Here is an 18,536-nt window from a genome sequence, read left to right on the forward strand (position 1 = left end):
CGAAGACTCAACTACGACGAGGAAACCGCTAAGATGGAGCGACGATCATGGATGCCGATGAAGCCATTGCACTGATCTCCGCGTCTGGCATCGAACTCACCGATCGCCGCCGAAATGCCAGCAATGACGGCTGGTCTTTGAGCTTTGCCAACGGATCCGTTGTCGATGTTAAAGACAGCGGTGTGCTGTCCGCATCCGGCAATGGAGCCGTAGAGGTGGCAAGGTTGCTTGACCTGCCCGGACAATCCTAGAGCTTTGCTGTTTGAACAACGAAGTCTTTGACGGCTCGGCAGCGCTATTGTTCGGGCGGGGTGTAACCATCGGTCAGCGTATTGAGAAAACTGATGACGTCCTGGATCTCGTCAGTCGTGAGAGCCGGCGCTTCCCCGGCATGCCGGTCAAAGGGCGGATCCATGTTCACATTGGCTTTGGCGTCCATCGGCAGATCGTCATATTTGTCAACGCTGCCATCAGACTTGCGTGAATACCAACGCTCTGGCTTGGTTTCGCGCTCGACATAGAATTCAACGGCTTGCTGCAGAGAGTGGAAGACGCCGTTGTGAAAGAATGTCTTGCGAAGCGCCACATTGCGCAGTGTAGGCGTGCGGAAAAGACCGCAATAGTCCGTGCGGTTCAAGAAATCCGTCCGGAGCGGGCCACAAAGGCCCAGATCAAAATAATGAGAATCCTTGTTTGCGGGAATCTCGGGATTGCGCGGCGCACCCAGGGCAATCAGACCGTAATCGGTAAATTGCGGCGGCGTTCCGTCATTGCCGCGCTGACTCACATGACATGACGCGCAATTGCCCTTCGCGGGCGCATTGAACAGATCCAGGCCTCGCGCTTCCTGTGCGGTCAGCACGGCTTTTCCGGCGAGTACTGCATCGTACTTGCTCGTATAGGGGTAAAAGGTGCGGTAGTCCTGTTCGAACACCTCCAGTGCCTTGAGGGCGGTATTGACCAGAACAGACGAGTCCGCCGTGCCTTGCAGACCGGCGACTGCTGCAATCCTGGCGCGGTAATCTGCCGCGATCAGCCGCCGAGCAATGTCCTCATCGTTCTTGTTGCCCATTTCGAAATCGGAAAGCAGCGGGATCCTCGCCTGTTGCTGGCCGCGATCAACCCGGCCATCCCAAGTCAGCCCGCCCGTCGGGCCATTGTCGATGCTTTCGTCCGCATCATCTTCCGATTCAAAAAAATGTTCGGTGAACGGCGGCACAGCTTGCAAATATTTGAGCGATGGCACCGCCCTCACCCCAGGCTGCCGCAGATCGCCGCCCCCAAACTGAACCGCAAGGCTATTGGCGGCGGCAAAGCCGTGGGCGGGATCATGGCAGGACGCACAGGAGAGCTTGCCGGAGCCTGACAAGGCAGGATCGAAAAACAAGGCCTGACCGAGCGCGCCAAGTGCTTTCATCTGCTCGCGCACCTGCGCGCGCGATGGTTCCGGCGCGGCTCTACCTGAACTTTCCGTGACCGCACTGTGCGCCGCCGCCGCAGCGCCGATCGTCGCGACGATGCAAAGGATCACCGCCCGGTGCTTTGTGCTTGTGTATCCAAGAGGCTTTATGATTAGCTTCCTCCGTCAGATCCCCGGGCACGTTTGGACGGCTTGTGGGTATGGTGGAGTAAACTTGAAAAGTTATCAACATATAGCCGACAAGGAGACTGCCAGCATGCGGATAAATATGATTGCGACCGCTTCGGTGATCAGTGCCGCCATGGGTGGGCTCTCTCCGGCGTCGGCGGCCGGATACAATGACGGTCATTCCAACACTCTGAACCTGATCGACACCGTGGTGGTGATCTACGCAGAAAACCGCAGTTTTGATAATCTTTATGGCAGTTTCCCCGGAGCAGACGGCCTGCAGGGGGTTTCGGACGCAGCGCTCACACAGCTTGACCGCGACAACACTCCGCTACGCGAATTACCGCCTGTTTGGGGCGGATTAACCGCAAAGGGCGTTACTCCACCGGTCACGCAGGCGGAGACCGAGCACCTTGCCAATCATCCCTATCGGGTCGACGATCCCCAGGGGTTCAATCTCCCCCTCGGCACAATCACCCACGATTTGTGGCACCGGTTCTATCAAAACCAGATGCAGATCAATGGCGGCAAGAACGATAAGTTCGTCGCCTATGCCGATTCCGGCGCAATGGTCATGGGGCTTTGGAACGGTTCAAAGACGGCGATGTGGAAGGTCGCGCAAAAATACACACTTGCCGATGAATTTTTCATGGGCGGCTTTGGCGGCTCGTTCTTCAATCACCAATGGCTGATATGCGCGTGCGCGCCCTATTACGCCCATGCCGACACCAGCCCGGCCAAGCCTTCTGTCGCCGTGGTGGAACCGGATGGCGTCTCGTTGACGCTCGCTGCCAATTCACCCAAATCGGCAATCGATGGCATCCCAAAATTTGCCGGCGATGGCAATCTCACTCCGGACTTCTACGCCGTCAACACCATGCAGCCGCCCTATCAGCCGAGCGGCAACACGCCCGCAAAGAACGCCGATGCAGCGACCGCAGACCCCGCAAACCCGACAACCCTCCCGCCGCAGACCGAACCGACGATCGGCGATATGCTCAGCCTGAAGCATATCAGTTGGGCCTGGTATGGCGGTGCGTGGCAGGATGTGCTGGACCACGGCAACAAAACGCCGGTTCCCAATTTTCAGTACCATCATCAGCCGTTCAACTATTATGCGAATTTTGCGCCGGGAACAGCGGCACGCACCGAGCATCTGCTCGATGGCGGCTTGGCCGGATCGCAATTCATCAAGGCAATCGATACTGGCACACTGCCGCAAGTTGCCTTCTACAAACCGCAGGGTGATCTGAACGAGCATTCCGGCTATGCGGATATCGAGGCAGGCGATGCGCATATTGCCGACCTTATCGGGCATCTGGAAAAAAGCCCGCAATGGCCGCATATGCTGGTCGTTGTCACCTACGATGAAAATGGCGGTATATGGGACCACGCCGCACCGCCGAAAGGCGATCGTTGGGGACCTGGCAGCCGTATCCCGGCCATCATTGTCTCGCCGTTCGCCCGCCGCGGTTTCGTTGATCACACGCCAATGGACACAACCTCGATTCTACGCTTCCTGACCAAGCGTTTCGAATTGCCGACATTGCATGGGATCACGGTCCGTGATGATGCGGTTGCCTCCTACAATCAGCCGCCATTGGGCGACCTGACCAGTGCACTCGACATGACAAACAGCCAGTAAGCCCCTGGAAAGAGGCTCAGCCTTGCTGGCTCATGCTGTACTTTATCTGGCGCATCTGGGTGATGACACGTTCCATTTCCTCGTCTGACAGGATCGGCGGTTCGCCCAAAGTGAGTGCCTGGACATAGATGCGCGACAGGGTTTCAACTTCGATTGCAAGCCAAAGGGCGGATTCAAGCGTCACCCCCAGGGATATCTGACCATGCTGGCTGAGCAGGCATGCCAGCCTGTTCTCCAGTGCGACAATCGCATTGTCGGACAGTGCCTGCGTTCCAAAAGTGGCGTAGGGTGCGCAACGGATCGTCGTTCCCCCGGCAATCCCGGTCATGTAGTGGAAGCTCGGGATTGTCTTGTTGTGGCACGCAAGCGTTGTCGCATAGACCGAGTGGCAATGCAGGACCACATTGATATCGGAACGCTTCTGCAGGATATCGCGGTGAAAGCGCCATTCGGACGATGGCGGCCGCCCCACATAACTGCCATCGAAGTGCATCTCGACGAGATCGTCCGGCTGCATGGTCTCATAAGGCAGGGACGACGGTGTCACAAGAAATCCGCGGTCCGTGCGCACGGAGAGATTTCCCGACGTTCCCTGGTTGACGCCGCTCGAGTTCATCAACCGGCACGTCGTCACCATTTCCCGGCGAAGATCGATGGAATCTTGTGCTGATGTGGTCATTCAGGCATCTTCCCGCTGCTCATAGTACCTCGACGGATTTATCACCGCTTACTTTGCGGAAACAAGGCGCTTAAACCTTCCGCCGAGGCTTGGGCAACGCCACGTTCGGTAATCAGCCCGGTTATGAGACGCGCGGGGGTCACATCGAAAGCCGGATTGGCGGTGGGGCTGCCCGTCGGGGAAATCTGTACGGAGGCGATTTTACCGTCGGCCGCCAGTCCCTGCACATGAGACACTTCCGCACCGGCACGTTCTTCAATCGGAATCTCGCTGATCCCGTCATGGACAGTCCAATCGATTGTCGGGGAAGGCAAAGCCACATAGAAGGGAACGTTGTTGTCCTTGGCCGCCAGGGCTTTCAGATAGGTGCCGATCTTGTTGCACACATCGCCGTTGGCCGTCGTCCGGTCAGTGCCGACAATAACCATGTCCACTTGACCATGCTGCATCAAATGTCCGCCTGCATTGTCGACGATCAGCGTATGCGGCACACCGTGTCCGTTCAACTCCCATGCCGTCAGTTGCGCGCCCTGGTTGCGCGGACGTGTCTCATCAACATAGACATGAACGTTGATCCCCTCCTCCGCCGCAACATAGATAGGAGCGGTTGCTGTGCCGTAGTCAACGGTTGCGAGCCAGCCTGCATTGCAATGGGTGAGAATATTGACCGGCTCGCCCGGCTTTTTCCTTGCGGCAATATCGCGAATGATTTCGAGACCGTGCAGGCCGATCTGACGATTGAGCTGTACGTCTTCCTCGGCAATGTCAGCCGCCCGGCGATAGGCGGCCGCCACGCGGTCCTTTTCCGGTAGCGGCAGCAGATATTGGCGCATCGTATCGAGCGCCCAGCGGAGATTGATTGCCGTTGGCCGGGTTTCATGCAGCTTGTCCCACACATCGTGCAGCGCGGTATCGGAGGGATCATTCGCCATGGCGATTGCAACGCCATAGGCAGCCGTCACCCCGATTAAAGGTGCGCCGCGCACCCACATATCGCGGATGGCAATGGCGACATCATCGACCGTTTTCAGTGTCACCACCTTGAATTCATGGGGTAGCCAGCGCTGATCGATAATATCGACCGAGCGACCATCATTGTTGAGCCAGATGGTGTGATAGTGACGGTCTGCGACTTTCACAGGGTAATCTCCTTTTCAAGCCGTTCAACCAAACCGTTGATTTCAGCCAAACTATGGATGTGGCGCCGGTTGCAGGCCAGATGACGGCCAAACTTAAGCGCCTTGGATTCGCATCGCGCTCTCAGCTCCGGATCCTCGATCAGTTCAAAATCGGCGTTGTGGGCAAGGCCGAGAATGCGCCGGTGCATTTCAATTCCGGCGAACCCCAGCATGTCCTGCCAGATGTCATGCAGCACTTCGTTGAGCGCCTGTTCGGCACCGAGGCTGTCATCCTGATCCTCGAACAAGGTGCGTTGATACAAGATACCGTTGCGTTCGGTACGCCAGAGGTGGGAGAACTCGGAACGGAACGTTTCCCAAATCGTCACGACGGCCTCAAGCAGGGAACGGCGCATATCGCGACGGTTGTCATCCTGCTCGTGACCGCGCTGTGCCAGATAATTCATCCAGAAATTGGCGAGCAGCATGCCGACATCAAAGGCGATGGGCCCGTAGAACGCAAATTCCGGGTCGATGACCCGCGTCTCGCCGGGTGTGACCATCACCGACCCGGTGTGCAGGTCACCGTGCAGCAGGGTCTCGGCCTTCGTGGCGAACAGATGCTTGAGCCGCTGCGCTTCCACCTTGAGGTCACGGTCGGCGCGCAGTGCAGCGACAAGCCCGTCCAGTTGCGGCGCGGTATGCCGATTCAATGGGGCGTTGAAATAGGGATCCGAAAAAACCAGGCTCTCGGTAATGTCGCAGAGTTCGACGTTGTCGGCAAAGAGCGCGACATCAGCCTTGCGCGTCGCCGCTTTCATTGAAAAATCTGAGCCACGGAACAGGGTACGGGCGAGAAACAGACCGAGATCACGGGCCGCATTGGGATACTGATTGCCTTCAATCAGCCCTCGCCGCAAAATGACATGGGGTGACAGGAATTCCATAACGATGATGGCCTGCTCACCGTCGAAATGGAAAACTTCAGGCACCCTGCCCGGATCACGGGCCGCCTGTCGTGTCAATGCATGGTACTCGAAGAATGAACGTTTCAACGGCAATGGCCAGCTCTCGCCGACCAGCCGCACATAGGGCAGTGCCTGTTTGACAATTGCACTGCCCGCGCTGCCTTCGACAATGAAGACCAGGTTTAAATTGCCGTCGCCGACTTCGCGGACCTTCCAACTCCTCCAGTCTTCACCGAGTCGTTGCAGCAGCATGGTATTTTGACCGAGACGAAGCGGCAGTGTTTCCACATTCAGGGCCTCAAACACAGGCATTTCGATATTCCTCCCTGCTGACAAGAACCGTTTCTCAGCTTTTTGTGCCCTTGTCCTCCATTTGTTAAGGCAGCAAACTGGCAAATGTCAATGGCCTTGACATTTGATGATGTGGCGTCCTAGCATGCTCGCAAGGGGAGGAGCAGATGGTCGAGGAAACCGTCTTCCATATTGAAAAATTGCGCAAATCGTTTGGTTCAATCCAGGTACTGGGTGGGATCGATCTGGAATTGCGTGCAGGAACTGTCACAATCCTGATGGGTGCCAACGGCGCAGGCAAATCCACGCTTGTCCGGATTATCAGCGGTGTATATGCGCGAACGTCGGGAGCAATCAGCCTCGATGGTCGGGAGTTTTCGCCGGCATCGCCCGCGGAAGCCATTCGTGCAGGCGTTGTAACGGTTCACCAGAATATCAATGATGGCGTCGTAGCCGATCTGGACGTTGCAACGAACCTGACACTGGATCGATTGAACGGGCGTGGGGCGCGGGCAATTTTCAACCCGCGTCGCGTACGGCGGGAGGCGGCAGTCGTCGCCGAGCGCATGGGGCTGCATATCGATCTCGGTGCGATTGTTGCCGATCTGCCGCTGGCGGAGCGGCAGATGGTCGCCATTGCCCGGGCCATGGCGCATGAGCCGAAGGTGCTCATTCTCGATGAGCCGACATCGTCCCTGTCGAGCGTGGAAGCAGAACGGCTGTTTCAGGTGATCGATCGTTTGCGCGCCCGCGGTGTGGCGATCCTGTACATATCCCACCGCATGTCCGATATACGCCGGCTGGCTGACATTATTGTGACGTTGCGCGACGGCCGGATCAGCGGTGTTTTTGATGGCCCCGAACTGGACTACGGCGGTGCAGTCAACGCCATGCTCGGTCAAAAGATCAGCCTTGGCAACGTCGTCACCAGAGATGCCAGCGCACCGGTTCTGCAGATCGAAAACCTGTGTATCGCTCCGGGAAGCCGGCCATTCTCACTCACGCTAGGCGACGGCGAGATCGTGGCCGTCACCGGCCTCGTCGGCGTCGGCAAAACGGCCCTTGCCGAGACGCTTTTCGGCGTCCGAAGGCCGATATCGGGCAGTATGCGTCTGGACGGCCGGCCCTATGCGCCCCGCACAACCAGACAAGCCATCAATCAGGGTGTTTTCCTTGTCGCCAAGGACCGCGCCGACAGCGGTATCGTGCCGGATTTCAACATATACGAGAATATCAGCCTGCCTTTTCTCAAACGCAGCAGCTTCTTTTCGGTTTCCAACCGGCGGCGGGAAAGGAACAGGGCGCGCGAGCAGATCGCATCGCTCAGCGTCGTCTGCCGCACCGAGCGGGACGAAATGGACACCTTGTCCGGTGGCAACCAGCAGAAAGTCATGGTTGCCCGCTGGTTGAGCGAGGCATCACGCATGCTCATTCTCGATGAACCGTTTCAGGGCGTCGATATCGCCGCAAGACGGGATATCGGCTCGAAACTTCGCGCCTCCGCCGATGGGCGTGCGACCCTGGTCTTCCTGACCGAGATCGACGAAGCCTTCGAAATTGCGGACCGGATTGTCGTCATGTCGGAACACACACTCGTCGGCGAGCATCGCAACGCCGATGTCAACATCGATAAGCTGCTGGCTGAAATCGCCGGCCAGCACAGAATGGTCATTTGAATGAATACCAATACACCACCGACCTCCGCTATTGCCCCCGCTTCAAAGCACGGGACGAAAAACAACGCGCTGCCTGTCCGCGATCTGGCAATCAAATACGGCTTTCTGTCTCTGCTTGCCGGTCTGATCATCTATTTCTGTATCGTGACCAACGGGTTTGCCTCGCCGCAAAGTGCGGTGTTCATTCTCCAGTCCGTCTCTATCACCGGCATATTGGCACTTGGCGTTACGGCAACGCTGGTCGTTGGCGGTTTCGACCTTTCAATCGGATCCGTGGCGACCACCGCCATGATGGCATCGTCCTACGTCATGGTGGTGATGGGCGGAGACGCCCTGACCGCGACGCTCGTCTGTCTTGCCATCGGCATCATCGTCGGGCTCATCAATGGAATATTGATTGTCTACATGCGCGTCCCCGATCTCCTCGCTACCCTGGGCATGATGTTCCTGCTGGTCGGGCTTCAGCGCATTCCGACCGAAGGACGCTCCATCGCCACGGGAATGACATTGCCGGACGGCAGCGTCGCCAATGGAACGTTCAGCCCGGTTTTCCTCGCCTTGGGCCGTCACCGCTTCGATTTCATCCTGCCAAACCTCCTGCCGGTATCGGTCGTCGTGCTGATCGTTCTGGCCGTGCTGATCTGGTTTTTCCTCGAATACACCCGCTTCGGACGCATGATGTATGCCGTTGGCTCGAATGAGCGCGCGGCCGAACTCGCCGGCGCTCCGGTTAAAGCATACAAGATCAGCGCCTATATCATATCGGGCGTTTTTGCTTCCGTTGGCGGCATATTGCTCGCTGCGCGTCTTGGCCGGGGCGACATCGCCTCGGGCAATAATCTGCTGCTGGATTCCGTCGCCGCGGCATTGATCGGCTTTGCCGTGCTGGGCGCTGCAAAACCAAATGCTTTCGGCACCGGTATCGGTGCGCTGTTTGTCGGCGTGCTGCTGCAGGGGCTGACCATGATGAACGCCCCCTACTACACGCAGGATTTCGTCAAGGGCGCGGTGCTGGTGGTCGCACTGGTGTTTACATTTGCACTCTCCAAAAGAGGCAAACGCTGAGCGGGCGGATGCCCCGAGGCAATTGGGACAAGTATAAGAAAATCAAAAATGGAGGAAATGAAATGAAGGTGACGCGGAGAATTTTTGCCAAGCTCGGGTTCGGCTTGCTTGGTGCGACCATGTTGGGCGGTGCTGCATTTGCCGATGGCATGCCCGCTCCGTTTGATAATCCCGGCAAGGTCAAGATTGCCCTGGTGCGATACCTTTCGACGGGTGACTTCTTCCAGTCCTATCTTTCCGGCGTCGAGGCCCAGGCAAAGGCGCTTGGCGTCGATCTTCGCGTGCTGGACAGCCGGCAGGATGCTGCCTTGCAGTCTGACATGGTCGATCAGGCGATTGCCCTCGGTGTCAATGGGATCATCATCCAGCACGGCTTGACGGAGTCCATGAAGGATGCTGCGCAACGCGCTGTGGACGCTGGGATCAAGGTCGTTGCGTTCGACGTGAATGTCGGCAACGACAAGATACCGCAAATCGAACAGTCCGATCGCGACCTTGCCCGGCTGGCACTGGAGCAGGCCGTCAAGGACAATGGCGAAAGCTGGAAAGCCGGTTATGTCTATGTCGCAGGGATCGCGCCTCTCGACCGTCGCGACGAGACCTGGAAGGAATTCAAGAAGAAATATTCCGGCATTCATGAAGCCGCTATGTTCGGAACGATGGACAATCCGATCGCCAATTCGGTAGCCAATCAGGCGCGCTCGGTCATCTCCGCCAATCCGGACATTACCGTGATGTTTGCGCCCTATGACGAGTTCGCCAAGGGCGTAAAAATTGCCGTTGACGAGGCCGGACTTTCCTCCAGTGTCAAAATCTATTCGGCGGATATTTCGACATCAGACATCGCGGCAATGCGTGAGCCGGCCAGTGCCTGGACAGCGACCGCTGCGACCAATCCGGCCGTTGTCGGCCAGGTTTCGGTGCGCGCGCTGGCCATGCTGCTTGCCGGTCAGGATCCCGGTCACAACGTCATTGTGCCCCCGACACTGATCACACAAAGCCAGCTCAACAGCGCCGATATCAAGAACATGGAAGAACTGGCGGCCAAACTGCCGCAATTCGCCCATGCGGATGTCGCGGTGCCCGCATGGATGCCGCTTCCCAAGGGAAAATGACAAACGAAAAAGGCGGCCCGAAAGGCCGCCTTTTTGTTGTGTACCAGCACGCCCCGATCAGCGCAGAGCCGCCGCGATGTTCCCGCCATCAACGGTCGTCACGTCGGCTGTTGTCCGCTCCGCCAGTGCATGGTGCAAAAACGCCTGAGCCACATCATCGGCCGTGACTTCCCGCCCGAGCAAATTGCCCGCCATATATTCGCTGGTCGAAAGCCCGCGGGATGCCGAACGGTTCGCAATCATCTCGTCGTTCAACAGGCCGGACCGGATGCGGTCCGCGTTGACCGCGTTGGAGCGTATGCCGTCCGCACCATGTTCCAGGGCATACTGGCGCGACAAGAAGAGGGTCGCGGCCTTGGGCAGGCCATAGGCACCAAATTTGGCACCCGGATTGACCGCCTGTTTGCTGGCATTGAACAGAAGAGCGCCGCCGGTCCGCTGTTGTTTCATGATGCGTACGGCACATTGCGCCACGGTCTGGTGTGCAAAAAAGTTGAGTTCGAAACTCTTGCGCAGCAAATCGTCGTCAAGGGTTGCAATCGGGCTTTCCCATGCGGCTCCCGCATTGGAAACAACGATATCGACGCCGCCATAGGCGGCAACGATAGCCTCGAACGCCGCACGGACGGACACGGGATCGGTCACATCGCAGGCCAGGCCGATGGAATCATTGCCGGCGGACTGGGCGACAGCCTCCGCCTTTGCCGCGTCGAGATCCAGCACGGCAACGTGAGCGCCCTGCTGGGCGAACAGCCTGGCCGTTGCGGCCCCGATGGCGCCCGCCCCACCCGTCACCAAGGCCACCTGGCCTGTGAGCGGCTTTGCCTTCGCGCTGGCAAGCTTGGCCTGCTCCAGCGACCAGTATTCCAGATCAAACAGATCGGGCCGGCTCACCGGTTCGAACCGCCCGATGGACTCCGCATCCCGCGCTGCTTCGATCCACATCTCACCGACATCCGCGGCAATTCTGGCATCCTTGAGCGTACGGCCGTGTCCGAACATGCCGAGGCCTGGCACCAGCGTCAGCCGGGGCATCGGATCGAGCATGATCCGCTTTCCGCTGCTGCGCTGATCATTCGTTGTGAAATAGTCGGTATAATCCGCAACATAAGCCGCCACGGCGCGTTCCACCGCCACCTTGAACGCATCGATATCACTGCCATCAGGCGCTGGGAGCACCATCGGACCAGTCTTGATCCGTATGGACAAGTCAGGGGTCGACACGCCGCGCTGCGCCATCTCGTGGACGGCAGTCGCATTGACAAACTCGAGGATCGCCGGCGACGAGCGGAATTCGCTGACCATGCGATCAAACTTGCCTTCGCCCCGATCGACGGCGACGGCGCCGCGCACGATAGCAGCGATATCACCGGGTTTGGCGAGCGTTTCCGGCAACGCCGCTGGTGTAAACGGGTTCCGCCCCTTGTCGCGGACATAGGTCTCGGCGAGCGAGACATAATGAATCATGCGGTCGTAGGCTTCCCGAGCCGTCGCGCCAAACGTGAAAATGCCGTGCTTGTCGAGAATGAGACCGTCAACGGTGGGATCCGCATCAAAAACCTCGCCGGCCCGCTTTGCCAGATCAAAACCGGGCATCACGTAGGGCACGAAGCCCATTTTGCTGCCAAAGATTTCCTCACTGAGGGCCCGGCTCTCCGCCTGGTCAGCGATAGCCAGAATTGCGGTCGAGTGGGTGTGATCAACAAATTTATGCGGGATGAAGGCATGCAGCAGCGCTTCCACAGACGGGTTTGGCGAAGCCGGATCAATCAGGTTTGCCCGTTGCAGGGTGACCATATCCTCATCCGACAATTTGCTCAGCTTGCGGGCCTTGAGCAGGGGTGCGATCTTGACGGCCGGCAGGCCGGCGGGCTCGATGATACCCATGTCCCAGCCGCTCCCCTTCACGCAGAGCACATCCCACTCGTCACCAATCAGATCCTTGACCGTGGTTTTGACGGAGGTGTTTCCGCCGCCGTGCAACACCAGCTGCGGCACGCTTCCGAGAAGCCGCGTGGTATAAGTTCTCAATGCGAGATCTCGGTTAATACCCTTGGCGGCATAGGCCGCCACCATGTCTTCCGCCTCTTTGTCATTCCACAAATTTTTCATGCGAACTCCTCCCGTCCGGCAAATGGCCTCTCTGCCTGGCAACGGGCCAGGCGATCCGCCAATGTTTCCAACTGTTGCTATGCTTGTTTGAGCCCGGCGCCCTTGGCGCGTTTGAGCAGGCGTTTCGCCATGGATGCTGTGACCATGAGATGGGACGCAAACCCGCCCTTGATTGCTGCCACAAGCGGTTCGTACTTGCTGTCCTCCTGAACCACCAGCATCCTTTTGGGAATTTTCCGGATGGAATCGAGATCCGCAGAAATACAGCGCCGGTTATGGGCGCAGTCCAGCCACTGCCCGTCCACGTCGATCAGTTGCCCGGCAATCACACCCGCAGCGCCGGCCTGCCCGAGTGCATGCATTTCAGCCGCGGTGATTGCGCCGCATTTCACCAGATGGCTGTCATCTTCGATGCCACCCACAGAATAAAGCGCCAGCTGACAGTCGGTGATTGCCAATAACTGCTCCCGGATAACCGGCTCCCGGCGCAACTCCTCCGCCAGACGTTCAGAGCTGAGCACGAGCGGTGCGTAAAGGTTGATGCCTTCCGCGTTCAACCGGCGGGCAATTTCAGTCGTGCATTGGTCCGGGCGATAGGAATACGGCGCCCCGAGATTACCGCAGAGCTGCACGACCGCCACGCCCTGCAGATCTGCGTAAGGCATGACGTCGGCGATATGATAGACAGTCCGCCCCCAAGCCACGCCGACACGATCACCCTTGTTGATCAACTCAATGAACGCAGCCGCTGCAACAACGGGCATTTCAACAGATGGATTGAAAGCCTGCCTGTCTTCGGGAATGATCCATACGGTTTCAAGGCCAAGGGCATCCTCGGTTTCGCGCGCAAGAACGTCATCGGAAAACAATTCCGTCGATGTTGAGATGGTGACAATGCCGATTTCGCGCGCACGGCGCAGATACATCGCCACGGACGCGCGGGAAATATCGAGATGCTTGGCTACTTCGTCTTGCCGCAAACCATGGGTATAATAGAGCCAGGCGGCCTTATGGATTATCTGATCGGCGGACCGGACAGGCATTGAAGTTCCTCACAAAATATCGCTGATTAGACAATATTCACGTGATCTGACAAAAGTCAAATAGCGGATCATCTGCTGCCTGCGTTGCGCGCTTTTCTCTTCGCAGTTTTATGGGAAAGTCGCGTTGCCACCCTCGGCCCGGGGTGACAAATCAATGCGTGAGCGCCTCAGGCGAGCTTTGGTATGGCGTTGAGGAGCGCTCGCGTATAGGCCTCCTGCGGCGCGTCGAATATTTCCTCAGCCGTCCCCACTTCGATGATCTTGCCGCGATACATCACGGCAACCCGGTCGCAGAGATGACGCACGACGGAAAGGTCATGACTGATGAACAGCAGCGTCAGGCCCAATTCCTTGCGCAATTGCAAAAGAAGGTTGAGAATCTGCGCCTGAATGGAAACGTCGAGCGATGCCACCGGTTCGTCGCAGACAATGACGTCGGGGCGCATGGCCAAGGCGCGGGCGATGGCGATACGCTGGCGCTGACCGCCTGAGAACTGATGCGGATAGCGATCCGCAAATGCCGGATCGAGCGAAACAGCCTTCAGCCACTCCGCCACATATGAACGGGCTTCGGCCTTGCTGGTCAGACCATGCGCTATCGGTCCTTCCGCGATGGACTGTCCAATCGTGCGGCGCGGGTCAAGTGATGCAAAGGGATCCTGAAAGATCATCTGGACATTGGTGGTCAGCTTTCTCGGCTGCGGGCCGGCGGACATCACCGGGCTGTTGTTCAGCGTTATCCTGCCTTCGGTCGGCTGATAGATGCCGCAAACAATACGGCCGAGCGTCGATTTGCCCGAACCGGATTCCCCGACCAATCCAAGCGCCTCTCCCTTTGCGATGGTCAGATCAACGTTTTCAACGGCAAGCACTGGCTTCTTTGATTTGAGCAGGCCGGACCGCTCGCCCAGCCGCGCCCAGAAACCACGCTTCTGTTCAAACACTTTGACGAGCCCATCCATCGCGACGAAGGACGGATCGGCCATCGCGGCGGCAATGGGACGCGCAGCGCTTTCGCCGTCAATGTCATTGGCGCCAGCACCCAGCCGCTGACCGGGCTTTGACCGCGATGGCAATGCATCGAGCAGAGATTGCGTATAGGGATGGCTTGGCGTGCGCAGGACCTCGGAGGCAAGGCCCGTTTCCACGATCTTGCCCGCCTTCATCACGGCGATGCGCTTCGAGATGGAAGCCACAGTTGCCAGGTCATGGCTGATCCAAATCATGGAAATGCCAAGCTCGGCAACCAGCGACTTTACTTCAACGAGAATTTCCGCCTGGACCGACACATCAAGTGCGGTGGTCGGTTCGTCGGCAATGACAATTTTGGGCCGGTGCAGCAGCGCAATGGCTATGGCAACGCGCTGGCGCATGCCACCGGAGAACTGGTGCGGATAAAAATCCACCTTCTGTTCAGGATCGACAATGCGAACCTTTCGCAGCGCCTCGACAGCACGCAGGCGGGCATCGGCGTCTGAAATCCGTTCATGCGCCTGCAGCGCCAGAGTCATCTGATCCAATACGGTCAGGACCGGATTGAGCGTCATCATCGGGTCCTGGAAGACCATGGCAATGTCCCGGCCACGGATCTTGCGCAATTCCGGCTCGCTGAGGCCAACAAGTTCGCGGCCATCAAGTTTGATCGAACCGCTGACAATGCGCCCTGGCTTGTCGATGAGACCGATCAGGGAAAAGCCGGTAATGGACTTGCCCGAGCCTGACTCGCCCACCAGTCCCAGAATCTCGCCCTTTTCCAGATGGAGCGAGATGCCGTCGACTGATTTCACGGTTCCCGTCCGCGCTTCGAAATAGGTGCAAAGATCGGTCACTTCGAGAAGGGGAGCGGTCATCGTTTCAACCTCGGATTGAGCTGACTCCGCACCTGATCACCGACAAGATTGATCGCCATGATGAGAATGATGAGAGCCACGCCCGGATAGATGGAAATCCAGTATCGGCCGGAGAGAAGATACTGGAAGCCGCCGGAAATCAGCATGCCAAGCGATGGTTCGGTGGGCGGCAGGCCCACCCCGAGAAATGACAGGGTTGCTTCTAGCGAAATGGCGCTCGCCACTTGAACGGTCGCCACGACGATAAGCGGCGGCAGCGCATTGGGCAGGATATGCCGTGTCACCACAAACCAGCCGCTCATGGGTACGGACAGAGCCGCCTCGACATAGTCCTTGTTCCGTTCAACGGCTGCCGCGCCATGGGCAGTGCGCACGAAATAGGCGTATTGCGAAAAGACAAGTGCGACAATCAACTGCCCCTTGCCCTGCCCGAGGAGCGCCGCCACCACGAAAGCGAGCAGGATCGCTGGGAACGAAAGCTGCAGATCCACCAGCCGCATCACGAGGGCTTCAAAACGCCCGCCCACGTAGGCGGCGGTACAGCCGACCAGCGCGCCGATCGAAAAGGCTATCGCGCCCGCGAGAAGGCCCATCTCCAGCGAAATGCGCAGGCCGTAGAGGATGGCGGAAAAGAGATCACGGCCCTGGCTGTCGGTTCCCAGAATGTGGGTATATCCGGCGGTGCCGATATATCCCGGTGCCCTGCGTGCATCACGCATCACAAGGCTTGAAAGATCGTAGGGGTCCTGCGGCGCAATCAGCGGCGCGAAAACAGCCAGCACAATGACAACGAGCAGTATGACGGCAGCGATGACAGCAACGGGATGGCGTGCAAACTCTGCCCAGAAATCGGATGAGGTACGGGCTTTTTCGACGGATAGGGTCATTTGCCGCCCCCATGGCGCATGCGCGGATCGAGGACGGCATAGGCCAGATCGACAATCAGGTTGATCGTAATGAACATGAGCGAAACCAACATGAGATAGGCCACCATCACCGGCCGGTCCAGCGACGTGATGCTGTCAATGATCAGCTTTCCGAGACCCGGCCACGAATAGATCGTCTCGGTCACGACGGCGAACGCAATGGTCGAGCCCAATTCCAGTCCGAATACGGTCACGAGCGGAATGGAAATCAACCGCAGCACGTGCCGGCGCAGGATCGTCCACTCATGGATGCCTGCCGCCCGGGCAAACTTGATCGTATCGGTCAGCATCACTTCCCGCGTGCCAGAGGCCGCCAGCCGTATCATCATCGACATCTTGAACAGGGACAGGTTGACGGCCGGCAGGATGAGGTGGCGCATGCCATCGAACGTCAGAAAACTGAGGGGAACGCCGAAAACAGAAATCGTCTCGCCCCGGCCGCCTGCCGGCATGATGCCCAGTTGCACGGCAAAGACCATGATGAGCATGAGCCCGATCCAGAAGGTGGGAACCGAGAAGCCGAGAATGGACAGGGCCATGATCACCTTCGCGGTCCAGCTTTCCGGTTTGTACCCCGCATATATTCCAAGCGGTATGCCGATGAGGCTTGCCAGGAGAACAGCGATAACCGCGAGCTCCATTGTCGCGGGGAAGCGCGAGGCAATCAGCTGGGAAACCGGCATGTTGTAGACGAATGAACGACCCAGATCGCCATGCAGAAGGTTGCTTGCGAAGTGCAGATACTGCTGCCAGATGGGCAGATCGAGGCCATACTGCGCAATGACGCGATTGCGGATGTCCTGGGTTGCATCCGGAGAAATCAGCACGTCGACCGGGTTTCCGATGACGAAGACACCCAGAAAAACCAGCAATGACATGACAAGCATGACCAGTGCCGCCTGCCATAATCGCCTGACAATGAACGCAACCATTCGCTCAACCTTCCCCTGCACATTCGTGCTTGTTTGAATTGGCTGTCACCGGCGGGCTTTCCTGCATCCGCCGGTGACAACAATCAATGCCAGCCGTTTTCCAGCTCTTCCCGTGTTTCCCCGACGGCAACATCCCAGATCGCGAGCATGTCCGCATCGGGCCGCTCGAACGGTCCGTGGTAGTTGCCCTCGCCCTGAGAAAGCTGTGCCCGCTTGCCGCCGGCGCCGACGCGGGCTAACGCGCCAAAATCAACGCGTTCCTGTGCATGGTCTGGCTGGGCGACACCCGGAAGGCGCGTCCAGGGGAAATTTTCCATCCAGGAGGCGTGCGACGCGCGATTGTCGATTTCGAGAACCTTGCCCATGGTCTTGGGTGCACGCCACCAATCGTGCATTTTCACACTGGCATCACGATTGCGATTGAGCCATTCAGAAACAACCGTTGCCGCCGGCGTGTTGCCCCCATGTCCGTTGACAATGAGGATACGGCGGAAACCGCCGTGATAGAGGCTATCAAGGACGTCCTCGATCACACCGACATAGGTGCGCAGGCTCAGCGATACGGTTCCCGGAAAATCGGCAAAACTTGAAGCAAGCCCATAGGGCAAGACCGGGAAAACCGGAACGCCGAGCGGCTCGGCTGCATCGACCGATACTTTTTCCGCCAGGATCATGTCGGTCGCGAGACTCAGCCGCGCGTGTTGCTCCACGCTGCCAATGGGCAGGATGCACCGGTCATCCCTGCGGACGCGTTCCTCAACCTGACTCCAGTTCATCGCACTTATGCGCATGCCTCTTACCTCTGCTGATTTCGTCCCCAAGCATAAACACAAGGATCATGCGCATACAAGTTCCAAATGGTACAAAAATTACGTTTGACATACAGCAATAGCAAGATATTTTGTCCCTAATGGAACTTAATGGCGAGGAGCGCGCATGCAGAACCTGATCGATATCGCGCTGCTGGAGGGCCGTGCCGGACGCACGACAGCGCCGAACGAGAGTATTGCGGAAAGCGATATTCTTTATGCAAAGCTATGGTCGAACCCCTGTTGGCTTTCCTTCCGCATCAACTATCTGGCACTGCACTACAACAACCCCGTATACGGCACGATCAATGCGGATCATGACCTGCTGCGCCCCGAATTCGTCGTGCTCTATTCGTTGTTTCTGCGGGACCGCACCACGCTTTCGGAAGTGGTGGCCGGTTCCGGTTTTCCAAAGAACACGTTGAGCCGCGCAACCAAGAAGCTCGACCGCCTCAAGCTGGTCCGGCGCGAGGAGGATCTGGGAGATCTTCGCCGCGTCGTCCTGTGCCTGACGCAGGAAGGCCGGGCGATTGTCGAAGCCAAGATGGCGCCCATGATCGACCGGGAACGCATGATGCTGGAGGCACTCAGCCCCGCCGAACGCATGATGCTGTCCGACATCCTCGCCAAAATGGTCATCGCTTCGCGCGGCTGGCCCGACACGATTTCTTCCGACGCAACCGCATTCGAAGAATAAGAAGCAACCTCTGGAATAGGGA

General features: G+C 58.2%; 16 protein-coding genes. 6 read left to right on the forward strand and 10 right to left on the reverse strand.

All coding sequences use genetic code 11. The features are described from left to right. Nucleotides 1–47 precede the first annotated feature (47 nt). Nucleotides 48–251, forward strand: coding sequence for a hypothetical protein (locus J1W56_RS15970; protein WP_223614257.1), 204 nt, complete (start codon nucleotides 48–50; stop codon nucleotides 249–251). Between the two features lie 44 nt (nucleotides 252–295). Here the strand turns inward: J1W56_RS15970 and J1W56_RS15975 are convergent, their stop codons facing one another. After that, a complete protein-coding gene (locus J1W56_RS15975; protein WP_223614258.1) occupies nucleotides 296–1,531 on the reverse strand; it encodes a cytochrome-c peroxidase in 1,236 nt (411 codons plus the stop codon). Nucleotides 1,532–1,676: 145 nt separating this feature from the next. Between J1W56_RS15975 and J1W56_RS15980 the strand changes: the two genes are divergently transcribed. Beyond that, nucleotides 1,677–3,233 (forward strand): acid phosphatase, encoded by a 1,557-nt coding sequence (locus J1W56_RS15980; protein WP_223614259.1) that lies wholly within the window; start codon nucleotides 1,677–1,679, stop codon nucleotides 3,231–3,233. A 16-nt stretch (nucleotides 3,234–3,249) separates the two neighbouring features. On the opposite strand, the gene J1W56_RS15985 is transcribed toward J1W56_RS15980, so the two are convergent. Genes J1W56_RS15985 through mtnK form a run of 3 tightly spaced genes read right to left on the reverse strand, consistent with a single transcriptional unit; the run spans nucleotide 3,250 to nucleotide 6,310 of the window. Then, complete coding sequence (locus J1W56_RS15985) at nucleotides 3,250–3,912, reverse strand: class II aldolase/adducin family protein (RefSeq protein WP_223614260.1); 663 nt, start codon at nucleotides 3,910–3,912, stop codon at nucleotides 3,250–3,252. 41 nt (nucleotides 3,913–3,953) lie between these two features. After that, nucleotides 3,954–5,051 carry an S-methyl-5-thioribose-1-phosphate isomerase gene (gene mtnA, locus J1W56_RS15990; RefSeq protein ID WP_223614261.1) on the reverse strand — a complete coding sequence of 366 codons (1,098 nt, stop codon included), beginning with the start codon at nucleotides 5,049–5,051 and terminating at the stop codon, nucleotides 3,954–3,956. Next, entirely contained in the window at nucleotides 5,048–6,310 is a 1,263-nt protein-coding gene (gene mtnK / locus J1W56_RS15995; protein ID WP_223614262.1) for an S-methyl-5-thioribose kinase, read from the reverse strand. The genes mtnA and mtnK overlap by 4 nt, the downstream gene beginning before the upstream one ends. 146 nt (nucleotides 6,311–6,456) lie before the next feature. Between mtnK and J1W56_RS16000 the strand changes: the two genes are divergently transcribed. The 3 genes from J1W56_RS16000 (at nucleotide 6,457) to J1W56_RS16010 (ending at nucleotide 10,145) form a co-directional block, all read left to right on the forward strand. Continuing rightward, nucleotides 6,457–7,965: a sugar ABC transporter ATP-binding protein gene (locus J1W56_RS16000; protein ID WP_223614263.1), complete on the forward strand. Its 1,509-nt coding sequence runs from the start codon at nucleotides 6,457–6,459 to the stop codon at nucleotides 7,963–7,965. A gap of 69 nt (nucleotides 7,966–8,034) precedes the next feature. Beyond that, nucleotides 8,035–9,030: an ABC transporter permease gene (locus J1W56_RS16005; RefSeq protein ID WP_165401922.1), complete on the forward strand. Its 996-nt coding sequence runs from the start codon at nucleotides 8,035–8,037 to the stop codon at nucleotides 9,028–9,030. Between the two features lie 62 nt (nucleotides 9,031–9,092). After that, nucleotides 9,093–10,145, forward strand: a complete 1,053-nt coding sequence (locus J1W56_RS16010) for a substrate-binding domain-containing protein (RefSeq protein ID WP_223614264.1) — start codon at nucleotides 9,093–9,095, stop codon at nucleotides 10,143–10,145. Nucleotides 10,146–10,202: 57 nt separating this feature from the next. On the opposite strand, the gene J1W56_RS16015 is transcribed toward J1W56_RS16010, so the two are convergent. From J1W56_RS16015 to J1W56_RS16040, 6 genes are all read right to left on the reverse strand, one after another. Then, on the reverse strand, nucleotides 10,203–12,257 hold the full coding sequence (locus J1W56_RS16015) for a bifunctional aldolase/short-chain dehydrogenase (protein ID WP_223614265.1): 2,055 nt from the start codon (nucleotides 12,255–12,257) through the stop codon (nucleotides 10,203–10,205). A 77-nt stretch (nucleotides 12,258–12,334) separates the two neighbouring features. Then, nucleotides 12,335–13,300 carry a sugar-binding transcriptional regulator gene (locus J1W56_RS16020; protein WP_223614266.1) on the reverse strand — a complete coding sequence of 322 codons (966 nt, stop codon included), beginning with the start codon at nucleotides 13,298–13,300 and terminating at the stop codon, nucleotides 12,335–12,337. A 167-nt stretch (nucleotides 13,301–13,467) separates the two neighbouring features. Next, on the reverse strand, nucleotides 13,468–15,150 hold the full coding sequence (locus J1W56_RS16025) for a dipeptide ABC transporter ATP-binding protein (protein ID WP_223614267.1): 1,683 nt from the start codon (nucleotides 15,148–15,150) through the stop codon (nucleotides 13,468–13,470). Continuing rightward, entirely contained in the window at nucleotides 15,147–16,037 is an 891-nt protein-coding gene (locus tag J1W56_RS16030; RefSeq protein ID WP_223614268.1) for an ABC transporter permease, read from the reverse strand. Before J1W56_RS16030 ends, J1W56_RS16025 begins: the two co-directional genes overlap by 4 nt. After that, nucleotides 16,034–17,008, reverse strand: a complete 975-nt coding sequence (locus tag J1W56_RS16035; RefSeq protein ID WP_223614269.1) for an ABC transporter permease — start codon at nucleotides 17,006–17,008, stop codon at nucleotides 16,034–16,036. The genes J1W56_RS16030 and J1W56_RS16035 overlap by 4 nt, the downstream gene beginning before the upstream one ends. An 83-nt stretch (nucleotides 17,009–17,091) precedes the next feature. Further along, nucleotides 17,092–17,799 carry a creatininase family protein gene (locus J1W56_RS16040; protein WP_223614270.1) on the reverse strand — a complete coding sequence of 236 codons (708 nt, stop codon included), beginning with the start codon at nucleotides 17,797–17,799 and terminating at the stop codon, nucleotides 17,092–17,094. A gap of 145 nt (nucleotides 17,800–17,944) precedes the next feature. Here J1W56_RS16040 and J1W56_RS16045 point away from each other — a divergent pair, with 145 nt between their 5' ends. Beyond that, nucleotides 17,945–18,514: a MarR family winged helix-turn-helix transcriptional regulator gene (locus tag J1W56_RS16045; protein ID WP_223614271.1), complete on the forward strand. Its 570-nt coding sequence runs from the start codon at nucleotides 17,945–17,947 to the stop codon at nucleotides 18,512–18,514. The last annotated feature ends 22 nt before the right edge of the window (nucleotides 18,515–18,536 follow it).

This window comes from Phyllobacterium calauticae (genome assembly GCF_019991125.1).
GTDB lineage: Bacteria > Pseudomonadota > Alphaproteobacteria > Rhizobiales > Rhizobiaceae > Phyllobacterium > Phyllobacterium calauticae.